This is a genomic window from Pontibacter ummariensis (assembly GCF_900188175.1).
In the GTDB taxonomy this organism is placed as follows: Bacteria; Bacteroidota; Bacteroidia; order Cytophagales; family Hymenobacteraceae; genus Pontibacter; species Pontibacter ummariensis.
This window is the reverse complement of the sequence record NZ_FZOQ01000009.1, coordinates 65,284-83,193: the sequence shown is the minus strand read 5'-3', so window position 1 is coordinate 83,193 and position 17,910 is coordinate 65,284. Positions and strand designations below refer to the sequence as shown.

Here is a 17,910-nt window from a genome sequence, read left to right as displayed (position 1 = left end):
TTTATCATAATTTAACAAGCAGTGTACCCGTGTTAGGACACTGTTTCTTAACTTCGCCTGCATGAAACGCTATTTAATTTTCTTCATCTGTACGGTCTGGTCCGTTGCGGCGGTAGCGCAGGCAGACACAACGCAGCACGTAGTGCCCGGACGACAGAACAGCCCGGAGCAACAGGAAAAACCTTATGTGATCATGATCTCGGCGGATGGCTTTCGCTATGATTATGCGGACAAGTACAAGGCCAAGACCCTGCAGGCGCTAAGGGCAAAAGGAGTGGAAGCTGCGTCGCTGGTCCCATCGTTCCCTTCCAAGACTTTCCCAAACCATTATACGCTGGTAACCGGCATGTACCCGGCCAGCCATGGCCTGATCAATAACTATTTTTATGATCCGCAGCGGAAGGAAAGTTACTCAATGCGCGAGCGTGATAAAGTGGAAGATGGTAGCTGGTATGGAGGGGTGCCGTTGTGGGTGCTTGCCGAGCAGCACAAAATGCTCTCGGCAAGCTTTTACTGGGTAGGATCAGAGGCTCTCATCCAGAACACGCTGCCAACCTATTGGTACACTTACAACGAGAAGATTCCTTTTGCGACGCGTGTAGAAACAGTGGTGGATTGGCTGAACCTTCCAGCGGAAAAGCGGCCGCACCTGATCACCTTTTACCTGTCGGAGGTGGACCATGCCGGACACATGTATGGCCCTGATGCACCGGAAACGGCTCAGGCAGTGCAGGAACTGGATGAGCAGATAAAGCAGCTTACAGAAGCCGTGGCCACGACAGGCCTGCCGGTTAATTATATCTTCGTATCAGACCACGGCATGACGCAGATTGACCAGGAAAACACCTTGCCCATGCCTGCTGCCATTGACACGGCCGATTTTATAGTGTCCGGAGGGGGAATGGTGGTGGAGTTGCACGCCAAAGACAAAAAAGCGATCAAGCGTACCTACAGAAGGCTGAAGAAAGAGGCAAAGGGTACTTACCAGGTTTATACAAAAGAGAACCTGCCAGCCCACCTGCACTATGGCAAAGAGGATGACAAGTATCAGCGCGTGGGCGACATCCTGCTGCTGACGACTGCGCCAAAGGTGTTCCATTTTTATGACAGGAAACCAGCACCCGGAACGCACGGCTATGACCCGGATGCGGTAAAAGACATGCATGCAACCTTCTACGCCTGGGGGCCTGCCTTTAAAGAAGGGTTGAAGGTGCCCTCTTTTAAAAACATACAGGTGTACCCGATCGTGGCAGAGATTCTGGGCCTGGAGTATACACACCAGATCGACGGTGACAAAAGCGTGGCGGAGCAGGTGTTAAAGCAGTAAGGCTGCCGCTTGCAAGTACACGCTTACATAACAAAAGAGGCTATCCCCAGAAAGGATAGCCTCTTTTTATGAAGTTAAAAAAATCTTATTGGTTTCTTCTGGCTGGCAGGTATATCTGAAAACCAAGCCCGGCTGCCAGTCCGGCTTCTGTTACACCAACGGAAATATCCGCGTTAGAGCGAATGTAACCAAGGGTTGCTTCCAGGGCCACATGCTCTGCCACAAAGTGGGCGTAACCTGCTCTCACGCCATAAACCCGGGATACAATGGCGTCTCCTTCACTATCCTCTACAGAGCTACCGCCTATACCCAAAAGCGCTTCGCCGAACCATCTGTGGGTAGGGGCCGCACCTTCAGGGAAGTAGTAACGGACAAAGGGCGTAACACCATAGCGCCACTCTTCACCACCATCATAAGTTTCAAACGCCAGCTGCACTTCGGCACCAATGGCAGCGTTATCACTGATAAAGTAACCGGCTCTTGGGTTGATGCCAAATCCGTAGTTTTCAGATTTAAAGTTCAGTGCAAGTTCTGCTATGCTACCACCAATCATCCAGTTGCCTTCCTGTATCGCATCGCCGGCAACAGGTGCCGTCGTCTGGGGTCTGCGGCTAAGCACCTCGTCAGTGATCTGGGCTGAGACGGTAGCTGGCAGCATTAAAGCAAGTAATAGTGTAAATAATAAAGATACTCGTTTCATAGTTTGTCTTCTTAGGTTTCAAGTTGCAAATAGTACAATAACACTCTCTCGAAAGTGTATGTCTAAATTAACGCTACCTGTAAGACATTTGTTTAGAAATATGGCAAAATGATCTTATGTAGAGGTGTTAATATATATTTTTATAGCCTGTGGATACTTGTTATCCTTCAAGTCGGCTTCTGCTGAGGCCCGGATTGAAAAGCTTTGTTTTTAGTCCTATTCTCAAAGGTTTTGCTTGCCTCCGTGGCAGGGGGATGTCGGGAAGGTCTCTGATCATACAAATGCTACTTTTAAGTGCAATTTACAGGCTGCGTTATGCCCGGGCAGCCTATAGGTGGTAAACCTTGTCCATTTTGGCAATGGTGACAGGCCATTTATACGTTTCCTCAATTTTTTGCTTCAGGGCCGTTGCAGGCTCCTCCTCGCCATGGTTCAGGAACAGTTGCTTTGGGGCTTTCTTAAACTGGGCAAGCCACCACAGGAGGTCCTCCTGGTCTGCGTGGGCAGACAGGGAGCCGATCTGGTGTATCTCGGCCCCAACCTCAAAATGCTTCCCGTCTATTTTTACGTGGGAGGCTCCGCTGAGTAGTTTTCTGCCCCTGGTGCCAGTTCCCTGGTGGCCTACCAGCAGAACAGTGTTCTTTTTGTCGCTCAGCAGTTGCTTCAGGTAGTATAGCACACGGCCTCCTGTTACCATACCACTGCCGGCAATGATAATCTTCTGCTTCGGGCCGTCCTCATGCAGCACGTTCAGGGTCTCTTCAAAACTGCTGACGATGTGCACATTCTTCGTGAGGGCCTCGCACTCATTGTCTGTGAGGGTGTGCCATTTGCGGTGCTCCTGAAAAAGCTTTGTCACGTCTATGCCCATCGGGGAGTCGAGGAAAATAGGGAGGTGGGGGATGCTCTTTTCCTCCATCAGGGTGTTTAAGATGAGGATAATTTCCTGGGCGCGCTCTACGGCAAAGCTTGGGATCACCAGCACGCCTCCTTTCTCGAAAGTAGCGTTCACTACTTCCTGTAGTGCCTGGAAAGGAGAAAGGCCGCTATTGTGTAGCTTGTCTCCGTAGGTGGACTCCATGATGATGTAATCTGCCTCCTCCATGCGGGTGGGAGGGGCAAGGATAAGAGGGGCCTGCTGGCCCAGGTCGCCGGAAAAGACAAACCGGCGGCCTTTACACTCCAGTTCTACCGAGGCAGACCCTAAGATATGGCCGCTGGTCTGGAAGCAAAACTTACTTTCTTCATTCAGGCTTTCCCACTGGTTGTCGCCAAATGTCTTAAAGAGTTGCATGGTGCGGTGCACATGCTTTTGCTTATACAGCGGTTTCCTGGGTTTCTTGTTTTTCTTGCGCCGCTTGTTTGCCTCATGGGCGTCTTCCTCCTGTATCTTGGCACTGTCGTGCAAAATGATCTCCGTGATGTCCTTGGTCGGGGCGGTGGCGTAAATTGGACCCGTAAAGCCTTTTTTTACGAGGGCGGGCAGGTAACCGCTGTGGTCCAGGTGGCCATGGGTGAGGATAATGGCATCCAGTTCAGAGGGCTTGAATGGGAGCCGCTTTGCCTTGTTTAACTTGCGCTCTGACTTCTTACCCTGAAACAGGCCGCAGTCTATCAAAATTTTATAGTTTTCAGTTTGTAAGAGGGTTCTTGAGCCTGTCACTGTCCCAGCTGCTCCAATAAACTGCAACTGAATCGAGGATTCTTTCTCCATAGGTATAGCCTGTTAAAAATTGCACTCTTTTATGCGGTGCCTTGTGGAGAGTAAATACGTAAGCCAGGCATATATGGTAAGGGGCTCGGCTGTTTTTAATGCTGTAGCAGGAAAACCCGGCGGACTTGCTAAGCCCTTCGGCGAACTTACGCACGGGACCAGTGGGCTTAAGTGAAACTATATACAAAAGGGGCTTCTTAATCTCTTTGCTAACGGCATGCGTATGCAGGCCGTGGAGTAGCGCCAGGAACCTTGTCGGTAAGTGTTGAACACCTAAAGGGGAGAGAAAGGGAGAGAACCTGGCACAAGCGTCAGAATCTCCATAGCTGCGTGCCTGCCATACAGCTTTAGCAGGACTAGGAATCTCATGTACATGGAAAGCATAGAACGTTATCTAAGCGAGGTGGGGCCGGTGTATGCCGCCTTACTTGCCACTGTTTTTACCTGGCTCTTAACGGCAGCTGGGGCTGGCATGATCTTCTTTTTCAGAAACCTGAACCGAGCCTGGCAGGACGTGATGCTGGGCTTTACGGGAGGAGTTATGCTGGCCGCTAGTTTCTGGTCGTTGCTTAACCCCTCGATAGAACTGGCAGAAAAGGAGTATCCTGATATGAGCTGGCTTCCTGCGGCAGCGGGCTTTGTGTTAGGTGCCATGTTCATCTTCGGTCTGGATAAGGTGGCCCCTCACCTGCACATTAACTTTATGGCGCACGAGTCGGAAGGAATGAAGACAAGATGGCACCAGACCACTTTGCTCATCCTGGCGATTACCCTGCACAATATTCCGGAGGGGCTGGCGGTAGGCGTGCTTTTCGGGGCCGCAGCGAACGGCACTGACGGCGTGACCATTGCCTCAGCCATTACACTGGCCATCGGCATCGGGCTGCAGAACTTCCCAGAGGGCTTTTCGGTAGCCGTGCCGCTACGCCGCCACGGGGTGAGCCGCCTGAAGTGCTTCTGGTACGGGCAACTCTCGGCCATTGTGGAGCCCATGGCAGGGGTGCTCGGGGCTTCAGCAGTACTCTATATTAATCCAATACTGCCCTACGCGTTGGCATTTGCGGCTGGCGCTATGATTTATGTGGTCGTGGAGGAGGTGATTCCGGAGACACAGCGCGATAAAAACACCGACGTAGCCGTGCTCGGGCTGATCGGGGGCTTCGTAGTCATGATGGTGCTGGATGTGGCCTTCGGCTAAACCCTTTCCCTTTGTAGGCTTAAATGAAAGGCTATTTCTGGGATTGGTAATCCTTAAGAATGCCTTCTGTGATCCAGTTGGCCAGGGCCTGCCGGTTGTTCGGGATCACAAAGCGCCGCTGGTCCTGATCGTTCCGGATGTTCCCCAGTTCAATAAAGACGGTAGGGGGCGAGGTGTATTTTACTACGTACAGGCTGCTGCGGTGCGACACGCTGCCGAAGTACTCCCGGTAAGGCTGGTAGCGTTTGTAGTTTGAGGTAAAGGTCTGGTGTATGGTATCTGCCAGCTTTTGGCCATCCGGGCTGTTTTCATGATGATAAAAGAACACGTCGATGTTCTGGCCTTTACTGCGGCTATCCACATGGATGGCCAGCATGCGCTGATAGGCCCCTTTGTGCTTGCTGTACAGGCTGTTGATGGCTCTGGTGCGCTGCCGCAACCGCTCCACCTGGCTGCGGGATATTTTCTGGTCCGGGTAATTTATCTCGTCCCTGTCCAGCTTCAGGATATTTTCATCGCGGATACCATCATCCGGGTCCTGCACGATCATGTATACAGTAGCCCCATGCTCCATCAGGTTCCGGGCCAAACGGTTGGTCACGTCGTAGGCGTACTCGTCCTCGGCCAGGGAGTAAGGGCCGTACTTGCCCACAGCCCCAGGGTCATAGCCCCCGTGGCCCGAGGTGAGGTAATAAACAGCTCCTTGCAGTTGCCGGTCTTTGATTTCCACGCGGCTGTACTTATCCCCGAAAAGCGGAATGTGCAAGACACTGCTGTTTGCGTTGGTTGCTGTTTTGCTTGTTTCCCTGGTTGTGCTGTTATCGGGCTCCTTAGCGCTCTTAAGCGGCAGCAAGTAAGTTTTTCCGGCTAACAGGATCTGGTCGCTCCCGATCTTGTCTTTGTTTAGCTCCAGGAAAGCGCTCAGGTGCTCCGAGGGGCTCAGGCCATGGCGCCGTAAAAGGGTGTAAATGCCATCGCCGGCCTTTGCAACAGCTTTAGGGTAAGAAAGTTGGCCAAAGGCCTGCAGCGCAGACAAAAGAAAGAAAAGAAGAAATATATTCGTTCGCACAGCTTCAGGATTTTCGTCACACGATATACTCTCGGCGATATTACTTAAAAATAACAAAGGAGGAAAGAGAGAAGGGCCTGTTTATCCCCACTTTGTTATACTGCTATTCTACTATATAACGCATGCAGAAGGCGGGGTGTTATATGCACCTACCCCTGGCGTAGGAGCTTGCCGCAAGAACTAACAGGTGCTGCGACAGCCGCTATACGTTAACAATTGGCCTGACAGCACGTACCACTTAGTAAGCTAAGAACACAAACAAAAAAACACGAGCTTATGAATAACTACGTTGTATTATATTATTTAGAAGACGAAAAGGATAAACAACGCTTCGAAGAAGGCGTGCTAAAAGAATATCCCCGCCACAAAGTAGTAGAGGATGGCGGCTTTAAGTACATAGGATTTGCTGGCCCACCGGAACCCGCTGTGGTCGAAAAGCTGGATACCTTTTTAATGGAAATGGGCAAGGGGCGTGACGAGTACTTTGGCAAGGCAGAGTACGTTGCCCTGTATTTCTCCAGAGAGGCGGACCCGGACAACATCAAGCGGCAGCTGTTGATTGGTACGGATGAGATGGTGGATAAGGATGCCCAGCGCATGTCTTCGGATGCCCATCGATCGGCCATCCAGAACTTGCTGGAGTTTGACTTCACCAAGCTACCGGCACATTAAACGTAAAAAGGGCAATACAATGCCCATCGAAAAGCAGGTAATTGAATTACCTGCTTTTTTCTTTTTAAAGAAACAGCCCTTATTACAGCGCCCCCCCTTTACTAAGCGCTATTCCGGATAAGAACCGAAATCTGTGGATAGAATGACTCCTGCCAAGCGCCTGGGTGAACAGGAAGAGGTATGGCAAGCCTTTATCCTCTTCGCCTCTGCTGGGCCAGCTATCGCAACAGGATACAAGTGGCCATAGCATGAGGCCTCTCATCCATTGTATATGGTATAGGGGCATCCACGGCCAGGTCGGGATGCTAAACCAAATATTATTATCATTTATCATCTAGATATGGAAACAAGAAAGCTAGGAAAACAAGGACTGGAAGTATCTGCCCTGGGCCTGGGCTGCATGGGCATGTCAGACTTCTACAGCAACCGCGATGATGCAGAGTCCATTGCTACTATTCACCGCGCCCTGGAGCTAGGCGTTAACTTCCTTGACACGGCTGACATGTACGGCGTCGGAGCTAACGAAGAACTGGTTGGCAAGGCCGTGAAAGACAGACGCGACAAAGTGGTGATTGCTACCAAGTTTGGAAATGTCAGGGACAAGGAGGGAAACTTCCTGGGGATAAACGGCAAGCCGGAGTATGTGAAAAAAGCCTGCGAAGCCAGCCTGAAGCACTTGGGAGTAGACTATATTGACCTCTATTACCAGCACCGCGTGGACAAGGACACGCCGATAGAGGAGACAGTTGGAGCCATGGCAGAGCTGGTGAAAGCGGGCAAGGTGCGTTACTTGGGTCTGTCCGAAGCTGGGGTAAAGACCATACGAAAAGCCCATAGTGTACATCCAATCACGGCTCTACAGACAGAGTATTCTCTTTGGAGCCGGGACGTGGAGGATGAAACTTTACCCGCCTGCCGTGAACTGGGGATAGGCTTTGTGCCCTATAGTCCCCTGGGTAGGGGCTTCCTGACCGGGCAGATCAAGCGCTTTGAGGATCTGGCCGCAGATGATTACCGCCGCCAGTCACCCCGTTTCCAGGGAGAGAACTTCCAAAAGAACCTGGACCTGGTGCAGAAGGTAGAAGAGATGGCCCGGCAGAAAGGATGCCAGCCCTCACAGTTGGCCCTGGCCTGGCTTTTAGCACAGGGCCCGGACATCGTACCAATACCGGGCACTAAACGGAGAAAGTACCTGGAGGAAAACCTGGGGGCCTTAGAGGTGTCCTTGTCGCAGGAGGATTTACAGCAGTTAGACGCCATTGCCCCTAAAGGAGTTGCTGCCGGGGATCGCTACGCCAAACCTCAAATGGCTAACCTGAACGTATAAACGGAAGCCTTTTATTAGTTGGGCATGTAGGAGGAAACCCCTGAAAGTAATGCCAGGTCAACCTATTTGATCTGGCATTACTTTTAAGCAGCATTTTTATTGACAGGCGGGCAGTGGATAGGCAACAGCTTATTTTCCTTCTCTGGCAGTCACCATTCTTCGGCACTCTCCGCATCGAGAAAAAACAGCCTGAGAAAAGGGAAGGGGAGCTCCTGAACTCTTAGCTAAAAGGAGCAGGGCTTGTTTTGCCCGGGTTTTGCCTTTCTGTTTCTGCCACCATGCGGCTCAGGTCTGTCAGGATGCCTCCGACGTCCCGTATGGTCTCTAACCTGGAGAGCTGTTGCAGGTCTTTTAATGCCCTTGCCTGCTCTGCCTGCGCCTCCTGTATGGCTGTACCGAGTATGGCCAGATTACTTTCAGAGGAGTCTACGACTGTTCTGCCAAAAGCGGTAATACATTCGGCAGTTGCCTCTATGGCACGCTTTAACTGAGAGATGTTGGTGTACTCCCGCTTAAAGGACTCGTCTTGCTGTAGGTCGGCTAACCCTCTGCGAATCCCTCTGATCTGCACCGTGATATGCTCCAGTTTGCTGATGCTGATAGCCAGGCGGCTTAGCCGGGTGCGTTTGTGCGTCAGCAGGGGGTTATACTTTAAGCTTTGCTCTGCCAATCGCAGCGTTTGATGGCAACTATTTGTTTCTTTGATCAAGGCGTCAACTTCGGAGCGGCCGGTCTTTCTTCTTTTCCCATCATAGTCCAGCAAGGCATTCAGGCTTTTCAGGGTATCCGCAGAGAGTTTGCTAAAGGAGAGGACGCTACGCTCAACGTCTGGTATTGCATTCTGAGGCACTATCAAGGCGTTGATCAGAACAGCTATACCGGATCCTAAGACGGTTTCCAGTATCCGCGCAAAGGCATAGCCTTCCTCTGTGTTGCCAAAAGCCAGAACCAAAAATGAACTGATCGCCACCTGTGAGATGATCTGCGGGTTCATCCGCAGGGCCTTGGATATCGCCATCCCGATTAAGATCACAAAGAAAATCGAGATAGCCCCTACCTGAAACCAGTGCCCCATCAGCATGCTGATCATCACCCCACCCACAATGCCGATAATGCGTTGTGTGGCTTTTTCAACAGAGTCGGCCACGGTCACCTGCACTGTTAAAATGGCAGCCAGCGCGGCAAAGTATGGATACTCGGCCTGTAGCAGGCTTGCCGCTATAAACCAGGAAAGGGCAGCTGCCAGGGCAGTTTTAAAGATTTGTAAAGTAAGACCTAGTTTACCTAAGATTTCTGCTGCTCTATTCACAGGGGTAGGGGTGGTAAGGTAAGCCTTATGCCTCCGGCAGAAAGATAGCGTTAGAAAGCCGGAAATTAAAGTTTATATTATTTCCCGGTTTTAAAAGCCTGAGAACAAGTTTAAAATTTTACTTTTGAAAGCGCACTTTACAGATAAAAGGGGAAAGTTTAAGTATACTCTTAGAAGAAGCTGGCGGTGCAAGGGCTGTTTCCCGCTTTAATTAAATGAAATGCAAGCTTGCCTTTACATGGGTTCTGCCACCGCGTTGAACAGAAGGTACAGAGACCCCACCAGCGCCGCTGCGCCTAATACGCCTACACCGGTTCCTTTTAGCACCGTTATTCTCTTTTTCTTTTTTGCACCAGCCGTATAACCAGCCATATAACTAGCGTTTTGCAGGAATGCCCTGTCCGGGATATCTTTTTCTTTGATCTTAGGAGGCACCAGCGCCAGGGTAGCTGGAAGTGCCAGTGTGACCCCTGCCGTCATGATACCTAACATACTCCCGAAAGCAGCGGCGTTAAATACAGCCGGCCTGTGAAAATAGAGCTTGGCATTCTGCTTTCCTAGATCGTACATGGTTGTATCATCTTTGTACGCATTTGCTTTCGCCACAAGATCACCCTGCATAAGCATATTCGTCGGGGTGTGGCCTACAACTGCAGGCAACGCTGGCAGTTGCACTGTTTCTGTTAGATCCCTATGCTGGCTGAATAGCAGCGAATCAAACTTTGAGGTTAAAGACGCGCTTGGTCTGTCTGATAGAATACTGCCTGGTTCAAGTTGTGTTCCTGTTTGTGCTTTAACGTTAAACAAAACAGTAAAAAGCAGCCACAAAATGAAGCAGGTTCTCATATCAGATCAGGTATAGTGCATAAACAATATAGCATATTAGGATGACAGGAAACACTTTTTTAAACAAAACTTTCTGAAGAGGCGTGAGGCGGCTTTTGTAGGCATAAGCTATCGGGCACAGATGCCCTTATAAGCGCACCACTGACATACCTCCAGGTCTCGGGTCTTATGAATCGGCTCCTCTGGGTCCAGTACCCTTCTTACAAAATCAGCCAGTATCTCCTCCGAAGCATTCATGAACCCTTTGGGGGTCTCGCCACCCCTCGCTTCCACAGCGCTGAAATCGGCGGAAAGCACACCGGCATCCAGGTTGCGGAAAGAGAGAATACCTGATTTAGCTTCTATGCGCAGGGGCGACACGTGCTGTGCATTCCGCAGTATGGTTTCCGGCGATTCCTCCAGTACGCGCTTCAGCACATACTCATACAACCACAGCTGCCGGGCCTTGCCATACTTGGGATCGGAGAGGAAGTGCAGCTCCAGGTCCTCCGCTTTCACAGTAAGCTGGTGCTGCTCCACTTTGCCTGTTTTATAGTCAATTACCCGCAGCTCATGGCCCGTCAGGTCGATGCGGTCCGCTTTGCCGGCAATGCGTACGTTCACCACTTCATCTCCCACCTGTACAGAAAGTGTCGTAGCGAGGGTTTCTTCCAGGCGCAGCACGTACAGCGGCAACTCATCTGATGCCTTTAGCTTCTGCAGGTATTTCTCCAGCACCTCTACCGCTACTTTGTAGAGCAGGTAATTCATGCCCCGCTCTGGCTTGGCACCTAGTGTTACTTTGCTGAATTCCCTTTTTACTTTCTCTGCCAGTGCCTCTTGCATCTGCTCCACATCGTCTGGCTGGATCGGCTTGCCACTCAGCTCAAACGGGCGGAAGAAATCTTCCAGCACCTGATGCACTATCGTGCCGAACTGGTCCGCGCCGAGTTGCTCTTCCACCTCGTCTACCTCCTGCATTTTGGCGATGCGGGTAAAGTAGTACTGCAGCGAACAGTTGATGTACATGTTCAGGTGCGAAGGGTAGAGCCCCCGCTCCAGCTCCTGCCGCAACTGGGTAATGGTTTCAGGGGTTTTCTGTATCAGGATGTCTTCGTTATACTCCCGCATCTCCTGTTGCTCCACCGCCGCTGTCAGGTCGCGGAACTTGATTTTCGGATTTCGCAGCGCCAGGTCGTTCTGCAGCTGCAGTACAAACCGGCTCTTTTCTCCGGAGCCATAGGTATCGGAGGGCAGCACGTAGAGCAGGTTTATGCGCTTGGCCCGCTGCAATAGGCGGTAAAAGTTGTAGGCCATGGCACCCTCCGTCTCGGCATAGGTCGGCAGGCCAAACTCACGCAGCACATCGTACGGCATCAGCGACTCCTGTCGCTTGGGCGCCGGCAGCACGTTCTCATTTACCGACAGGATGATCAGGTTTTCAAAATCCAGCGCACGCGTTTCCAGCATACCCATGATCTGCACCTCCGAAATCGGTTCGCCGCTGAACGGCAGGCGGGTCTGCGAGATCAGCTCGTAGAGAAACTTGCGGAAGCTGCGCACCGAAATCTTATGTTCCCGGCAATCGAAGATCGTATCCAGCCGCTTTACCAGTGTGTAGAAAATGTAGAGGTACTCCGTCTCGATGTTGTTCCGGCCGTGCGTATACACCTGGCGCAGCAGTTCAATCAGCTCGTACATGGCCACGATAATGTCGTCGCAGTCGCGCCAGGTACGGAAGAGCGTCTCGAAAAGCGGGTGGTGCTGGCTCAGGTCCAGCAGTTCTTGGGCCGTGATCAGCACCTTGTTCTCCTGCGCCATCTTGTCCAGCACCTGCTGGATTATACCGTGGTACTTGGCCTGCTCCGGCTGCTCGTTCAGGTACAGCTCATACCGGCGGATGAAAGGGTGCGTGAGCAGCTTCGTGACGCTTAGGTGGTGGTACTGGTACACTTTATAGCCGGAGGTCTGCAGCTGTGTCACCCCCGTCAGGTGCACCTCAAAGAGCAGGTCGATGAGGTTGAACAGCGGCGTGCCCCGAAAGCTGAGGCCCATCGTCACGTTATAGGTGGGAATCTCTTCCGGGATGGAATGCAGCACGGGCAGGAGCAGCGTTTCGTCGGGCAGCACAATGGCGGTTTGCGCGTGCTTGTCCTGCTGGCGGATCTCCTGCAGCAGCTGCCCCGCCAGCTTGCCCTGCATACTGGCATTAGCCACACCGATCACGTTTATCTCCTTCTCGTCCGTCAGCAGCAGGTTCTGCTGCCAGCGCCACTCCGGCAAATTCCAGTTGCTCTTGTACTTGCGCAAGAAGGTGCCAGCCCGGTTTGGCGTGTCGGCCTCCATGTAAAAATCATCTGAGTCGAAGAGCACCTCCGCCTTATCGTGCTTGAGCAGCGTGCGAATGATCTTCTCCTCTGAGCGGGTCAAGCTGTTAAGCCCGATAAAGATAAACTGGTGGCACTCCGTTGTTTTAGCGATCTTTTCGATGTTCTGCGCCACCTTGCGGAAAGCCATGCCCGTATAGGCCTGTTTGTTCGCTAACAGGCGCTTTTGCAGGTTGTGGTACGTTTTCTCGATGTTGTCCCAAAGGCTGAAGTACTTCCAGAGGGTAGGGGAAAGCTCTTTTCCCAGGAACTTCGGGTCCCAACGCTCGAGTGCCTTCGCCTCGCCCAGGTACTCGAACAGTTTGCCTGTGTCTACCAGGTTTTGATCGATGCGGCTGAAGTCCTCGAGTAAGGTGCCGGCCCAAGTCACGAAGTTGTCGAAGTCCAGTTTCGGGTCCTGTTCCTGCATCAGGTCAAACAACTCCAGCTGCAGGTTGATCGGCTCCAGCACGTCCGTTTTGGAGAGGCTGCGGATAAAGTCCTCCATGGCGTACACTTCCGGAGACCAGATAGGGTCCGGGGCCGCCTGTGCCAGGGCGGTTTTAAAGAAAAAGCTGGCGCGCCGTGAGGGCAGCACCACGCAGAGGTCGCTGATGTTTTCTTTGTACTTCTCGTAAATATACTTCGCTGCTAGCTCCAGGAAAGTCTGCACAGAATTAAGAGATAAAGGGTGATAAGAAAACTGGTACTAGAGAACCGAGGAGTGCCGATGCCCCGCCGGGTCCTCCAAGGGCAAAAAGGGGCTATAGGCGATCTCCCACAGGTTTTCGTCCGGGGGCAACAGAAGCGCTGTCGCCGCCCCATAAAACTTTATCCGGCCGTTTCAACACGGTTGAGCCTTTCGGTTCCAGTGAGGCAACCAATTCTTCTTCCTCCTTCTCTAAAGCTACGTTATGAGCCAGTGAGAATCTTCTGGAGCCATGCCCATCTGGCGACATACCGGCATCATCTGCCAGGGAATCCTGCGGAAAAAGCGCAGAACGGATGCCCTTTAACTCGAAGAACACGATGCTTTCGCTGCTGCTAGCGGAGGACAGCCAACCGAATACCTGCTTGTAAAAGTGTTTTGGCCGCTGCAGGTTTTTAACGCCCTGCGTTAGGAGCGTGATGCGCTGTTCCATATACTATTGTTTTAGGCCTAAGCAATTTATGTGAAAAACGAGACAAGTCGGGTCTTAAAACTCCAGCCCCAGCTGCGCCTGTTGCTTTTTGCCGCCGTACTGCCACTCCATTACCTCCTCAGTATCGAAGTAGTAAAGCAAACACTTTACGTTCTCATAACCTAGCTGCCGGAAGCGAACGGCATAGTGGTCCAGCCGGTACTTGTGCTCGGGCTCAGGCGGCGGCGTTTTAAACTCGATCAGCACCACGGCGTCCCCATCAAAAACGATTCTGTCCGGTTTATAGAGGTAGGCGCGGGCATCAAGCACTTCCTTCTCATGCTCTACGGCCACCTGATTGGTAAAGTAGTGCCGCAGCTTCGGGTGGTCGAGTACTTTTTTCAGGCGCTGTTTTGCGTCGGATTTTTCCCGTTCGCTGATAATGCCTTCGTACACCATCTGGCGGAGCACTTTGTCCAGCTCCGGGGCGAAGGCGATACGGGCCAGGGCATAATGCAACTTCCGGTTTTGCTGCCGCTGCACAGTCTGTGTCTCGAAGTCGAACACGTTGTTGGCGTGCTGCTTTATCTTCAGGCGCTGCTCCCAATCAGCGGAACTTAAGTGGTCGAGGTAATAACTCTTCTCATGGCCTTCCCGGTGCTGCAAGGTCTGTGGACTGCCCTGTGCCAGCTGATAGCAGTGCTTCCCGAACTCCCACATTTCCTTGTGTACCAAATATCGGTAAAGCAGGTGGCTGATGTTTTTGGCCGGTCCGTCCAGCTTCGGCGCCCTGCGCTCCTCCAGCAGGTCTTTGGCGTTGCCAATCAGGTAGAGCCTGTCCATGGGGCGGGTCAGGGCCACGTACAACATGTTCAGGTTCTCAATAAAGGTCTTCTCAATTTCTGTGCTGTACTGCTGGGTGAGCGTCGTGTTTTCCAGTTTAGAACTTATGTTAACTGCCACGCTGCGCAGCTTGCCGGTCACGGTTACTTCTTCGGGCAACTGGCTCCACATCAGTGATCCGCGCTTGGGCTCGGTGCTCCAATCCGCGAATGGGACGATGACGATAGGGTAGGCCAGGCCCTTTGACTTGTGGATGCTGGTGATGGTGATCGCGTCCCGATCTTTGGGAGTGTTGATGCTCAGTTTTTCCTTCTGTACCTCCCAGTAATTCAGGAAATTGTTCAGGTTGTTGCTGTGCTTCAGGCTGTACTCCAGCACCAGGTCCAGGAAGCGGAAGAGGTACTCGCTTTCGTTGTTTTTGCCCAACAGGCCAAAAATACGGATTAGTTTTTCGGTAAGCTCATAAATGGAAAGGTTGCCTGTTTCACGTTCCTGCACATCAAAGCCGAAGACGCGGAGTTGGTCAAAGAAGGACTGGTTCTCTTTTTCATTGGCTATGTCGGCGATGGTTTTCGTCATCTCCACATCCGGAATGGACTCTAGTGCCACTTTGCATACTAAGTACAGGGCTTCTGTCTTGGCCAGGCTATCATGGGGCCTGTTGAAGACACGGAACATGGCCACGATCAGGTTAATGACCTCCGCAAACTGAAGTGACAAGGAATCCTGAGAAATAATAGGGAAACCCTTTTCTTTCAGAAAGTTGGCGATGAGTTTACTTTTGACGTTAGTGCGGCAGAGAATGGCCATATCCTTTAGCGCATAGCCTTCCTGCTTGCCGTGCTGCACTAACTGCAGCACCATGTTCAGGGTGCTTTCGTCGTAAGTCAGCAGCTCCTCGTGCTTATAACCTTCATACAGCTCTTTCGTGCGGGCGCAGCTGTTCAGCTCATACTTAAAGTTAAGGTCATCGTCGTGGGTGAACATGATCTGAATATGCCCGCCACGCTTGTCTGCGCCTGTTGGGATCTGCTGTGTAAAGTCTTTGTCGTAGATAGACGTAAAAATGCCGAACTCCTTGTGCCCCTGGCTGATAAAGGTGAAGAGGTCGTTGTTGAAGTGAATGATCTCTTCACGGCTCCGGTAATTCGTGCTCAGGTTATTGGGTTGCAGGGCCTGGTCAACAGACTCGTACCTTTCTTTGATGAGCGGACCGTGGCGCCGGCTTGCGTACAGCTGTTTTGTTGACCTCTTGTACAGGTGCAGGATCTGCTCCATTTCGCCGCCCCGCCAGCGGTATATGGCCTGCTTGGCATCGCCCACAACCATACTGAAATGGCCGGAGGCAAGGGCGTTGTCTACCAGCGGCAAAAGGTTGTTCCACTGCAGCACAGAGGTATCCTGGAACTCGTCGATCAGGATGTGCCTGTATTTTTCCCCCAGGCGTTCGTAGATGAAAGGCACCGGCTCCTTCAGTACGATGTCGATAATGCGCTTGTTGAATTCAGAGATGTGCACCGTGTTCTTGTCCTGTTTTATCTCCTGCAGGCACTTCTCCAATTCGTTTAGGAGGGAGACTTTGTACAGGTGCGGAACTACCTGCTGCACCAGGGTGAAAGTAGGGGCATACTGCTCCTTCAGGCTTTCGATCTGGTAGTATAGTGCTGTGAGCGGCTGTTTGATCTGGTCAATCTGGGCTTTTGCGTAGGCTGTGGCCTTGCCCCCGTACCATTTGTCCTCCTCAACTGTTTTGCGGGCGTTGCTGTTGCCATAGTTCAGGTCCACTGCCTTCAGCCAGGTATTGAAGTACGACCAGATTCCCCGGGTGCTTTGGTACAGGTCAGCAGGGGAAACGTCAGCTTGCTCGAACAGATGCATGGCCTGCTGGGCGTACTCCTGCACAGCTTCGCCTATCTGCTGCTGCACCAGGTACAGTTGTTCCCGCACTTGCTTAAAGTCCTCCAGGCTCAGTTGCTGCAGGTCAGTAATGGCGTCAAATACCTGCTCGTTCAGCAAGTTGCGGGCAAAATCCATCAGGTCGTCGGGCAGCATTACCCAGCTCTTGCCCTCCCGCGCTTTCTCCAGGGCATACTGCTCCAGGGTCTGCGAGAGCAGGTCCTCTTTAGAGTCAGTCACTTTGTCTAACAGCAACGATACCGCTGTGCTGAGCAATGTATTTGAATCCAGGTCTACCTCAAAGTTCTGGGGAATGTTCAGCTCTCGCGTAAAGGCCTGCACAATCTTGTTTACAAAGCTGTCGATGGTGCTGACGCTGAAGTCGGAGTAGTTGTAAAGGATCTGGCGAAACAGGCTGGCGGCGCGGCGGCGCACTTCTTCCTTGTCTACGTTCTCCTCCGGGTACTCCCGCTGTAGGTCCTGTGTAATGCCAGCTAGCAGGTCCTCGCTCTTTTGCTTATCTTTTTCAGAAAGGTTACCGTCGTTAAAGTTTCGCAGCGCAGCCAGTATGCGTTCTTTCATCTCGGCCGCAGCGTCGTTGGTAAACGTGATGGCCAGCACGGAGCGGTAATAGTCCGGGTCGTTGCTGTGGAGAGCCAGCTTCAGGTATTCTTTGGTTAAGTGGTATGTTTTGCCGGAGCCCGCCGAAGAGGAGTATATTTTAAAAGTAGATGGCATACGGTTGCTAAATTAGTATAAAGATACGCCCGCCAGAGGCCCATATGCAACAGGCCTTGCAAAACTTTCGCCGGCAGGGGGCAAGGCAAACGCAAACGGCATAACACAAGAAAGCCTCTGTCCGGCTAAGGAAGAGGCTCTTTGCTCGAAAGTGTTTTACTGCCTAAGAGGCGTAGGCTAGTTCTGGCTCGTCAGCAACTGGGGCCGACATAACGGGGGATAGGTTATTCATGCAAACGTGGTACATGATACGAGCCATAGACAGGGAATAATCGGTTATCAGGCATTGCTGCTGCTCGGCGCTCATCAAGGCCTTGCTGGTGCCAATGTTAAACTTGTTCAGTTCAATTACCTCGTCGAAGTTCTGGCGAAGCAATTTTAAGGCCTTAAACGAGGGTTCATTATAGTAGGCCGGGATCACTTGGCATACGGCGTAGCTGCCACGGGTCCTTTCTTGTGCTATGGTATGGCACAACGCCTCGATGTTCATCTTGTCCAGGTCAGACAGAATCACATAAAACACGTTACGGCCATTCTTGTTGAGGGCTTTGGCAGGGGCACTACCCAACAACATATTGCGGTTTACTTTAGCGCCTTGCTGAAAAGCTTCATCCTTCAGAATCTTGTTGTGGATTTTGAAAGCGAGCGCACCGGAGGCAACGATGTTGAAATCCTTGCCATTTGTAGAGATTTTGGAAAAGTGTAACATAGACTAGGAGATAAGGGGTTAAGGTATGTTTTTTTTAATACTTTTAAATTGGGCATTAGCAGCCGCAGCAAGGCACCAGCTGTTAATTAAAGAGGT

13 protein-coding genes are annotated in these 17,910 nt (G+C 51.7%); 4 read left to right on the top strand and 9 right to left on the bottom strand.

What is annotated here, in order from left to right; all coding sequences use genetic code 11:
- Nucleotides 1–61: 61 nt before the first annotated feature.
- Nucleotides 62–1,327 (top strand): alkaline phosphatase family protein, encoded by a 1,266-nt coding sequence (locus tag CHB92_RS11310; RefSeq protein ID WP_089319322.1) that lies wholly within the window; start codon nt 62–64, stop codon nt 1,325–1,327.
- 85 nt (nt 1,328–1,412) lie between these two features.
- On the opposite strand, the gene CHB92_RS11305 is transcribed toward CHB92_RS11310, so the two are convergent.
- Entirely contained in the window at nt 1,413–2,027 is a 615-nt protein-coding gene (locus CHB92_RS11305; RefSeq protein ID WP_089319321.1) for a hypothetical protein, read from the bottom strand.
- 328 nt (nt 2,028–2,355) lie between these two features.
- Nucleotides 2,356–3,741 carry an MBL fold metallo-hydrolase RNA specificity domain-containing protein gene (locus tag CHB92_RS11300; protein ID WP_089319320.1) on the bottom strand — a complete coding sequence of 462 codons (1,386 nt, stop codon included), beginning with the start codon at nt 3,739–3,741 and terminating at the stop codon, nt 2,356–2,358.
- A 373-nt stretch (nt 3,742–4,114) separates the two neighbouring features.
- Between CHB92_RS11300 and CHB92_RS11295 the strand changes: the two genes are divergently transcribed.
- A complete protein-coding gene (locus CHB92_RS11295; protein WP_089319417.1) occupies nt 4,115–4,939 on the top strand; it encodes a ZIP family metal transporter in 825 nt (274 codons plus the stop codon).
- Nucleotides 4,940–4,970: 31 nt separating this feature from the next.
- Here the strand turns inward: CHB92_RS11295 and CHB92_RS11290 are convergent, their stop codons facing one another.
- On the bottom strand, nt 4,971–6,008 hold the full coding sequence (locus CHB92_RS11290) for an N-acetylmuramoyl-L-alanine amidase family protein (RefSeq protein ID WP_245842495.1): 1,038 nt from the start codon (nt 6,006–6,008) through the stop codon (nt 4,971–4,973).
- 276 nt (nt 6,009–6,284) lie between these two features.
- Between CHB92_RS11290 and CHB92_RS11285 the strand changes: the two genes are divergently transcribed.
- A complete protein-coding gene (locus CHB92_RS11285; protein WP_089319318.1) occupies nt 6,285–6,680 on the top strand; it encodes a hypothetical protein in 396 nt (131 codons plus the stop codon).
- 340 nt (nt 6,681–7,020) lie between these two features.
- Entirely contained in the window at nt 7,021–8,007 is a 987-nt protein-coding gene (locus CHB92_RS11280) for an aldo/keto reductase (protein WP_089319317.1), read from the top strand.
- Between the two features lie 220 nt (nt 8,008–8,227).
- On the opposite strand, the gene CHB92_RS11275 is transcribed toward CHB92_RS11280, so the two are convergent.
- The 6 genes from CHB92_RS11275 to CHB92_RS11250 form a co-directional block, all read right to left on the bottom strand.
- Entirely contained in the window at nt 8,228–9,316 is a 1,089-nt protein-coding gene (locus CHB92_RS11275; RefSeq protein ID WP_179223019.1) for an FUSC family protein, read from the bottom strand.
- Nucleotides 9,317–9,550: 234 nt separating this feature from the next.
- Entirely contained in the window at nt 9,551–10,144 is a 594-nt protein-coding gene (locus tag CHB92_RS11270) for a hypothetical protein (RefSeq protein ID WP_144266303.1), read from the bottom strand.
- Nucleotides 10,145–10,270: 126 nt separating this feature from the next.
- Complete coding sequence (locus tag CHB92_RS11265) at nt 10,271–13,180, bottom strand: PD-(D/E)XK nuclease family protein (RefSeq protein ID WP_089319314.1); 2,910 nt, start codon at nt 13,178–13,180, stop codon at nt 10,271–10,273.
- A gap of 91 nt (nt 13,181–13,271) precedes the next feature.
- Nucleotides 13,272–13,649, bottom strand: coding sequence for a VOC family protein (locus tag CHB92_RS11260; RefSeq protein ID WP_089319313.1), 378 nt, complete (start codon nt 13,647–13,649; stop codon nt 13,272–13,274).
- A gap of 54 nt (nt 13,650–13,703) precedes the next feature.
- Nucleotides 13,704–17,105, bottom strand: a complete 3,402-nt coding sequence (locus CHB92_RS11255) for a UvrD-helicase domain-containing protein (RefSeq protein WP_089319312.1) — start codon at nt 17,103–17,105, stop codon at nt 13,704–13,706.
- A gap of 163 nt (nt 17,106–17,268) precedes the next feature.
- The gene (locus CHB92_RS11250; RefSeq protein WP_089319311.1) at nt 17,269–17,814 is read right to left on the bottom strand and encodes a hypothetical protein; all 546 of its coding nucleotides are present in this window, start codon (nt 17,812–17,814) and stop codon (nt 17,269–17,271) included.
- Between the last annotated feature and the right edge of the window lie 96 nt (nt 17,815–17,910).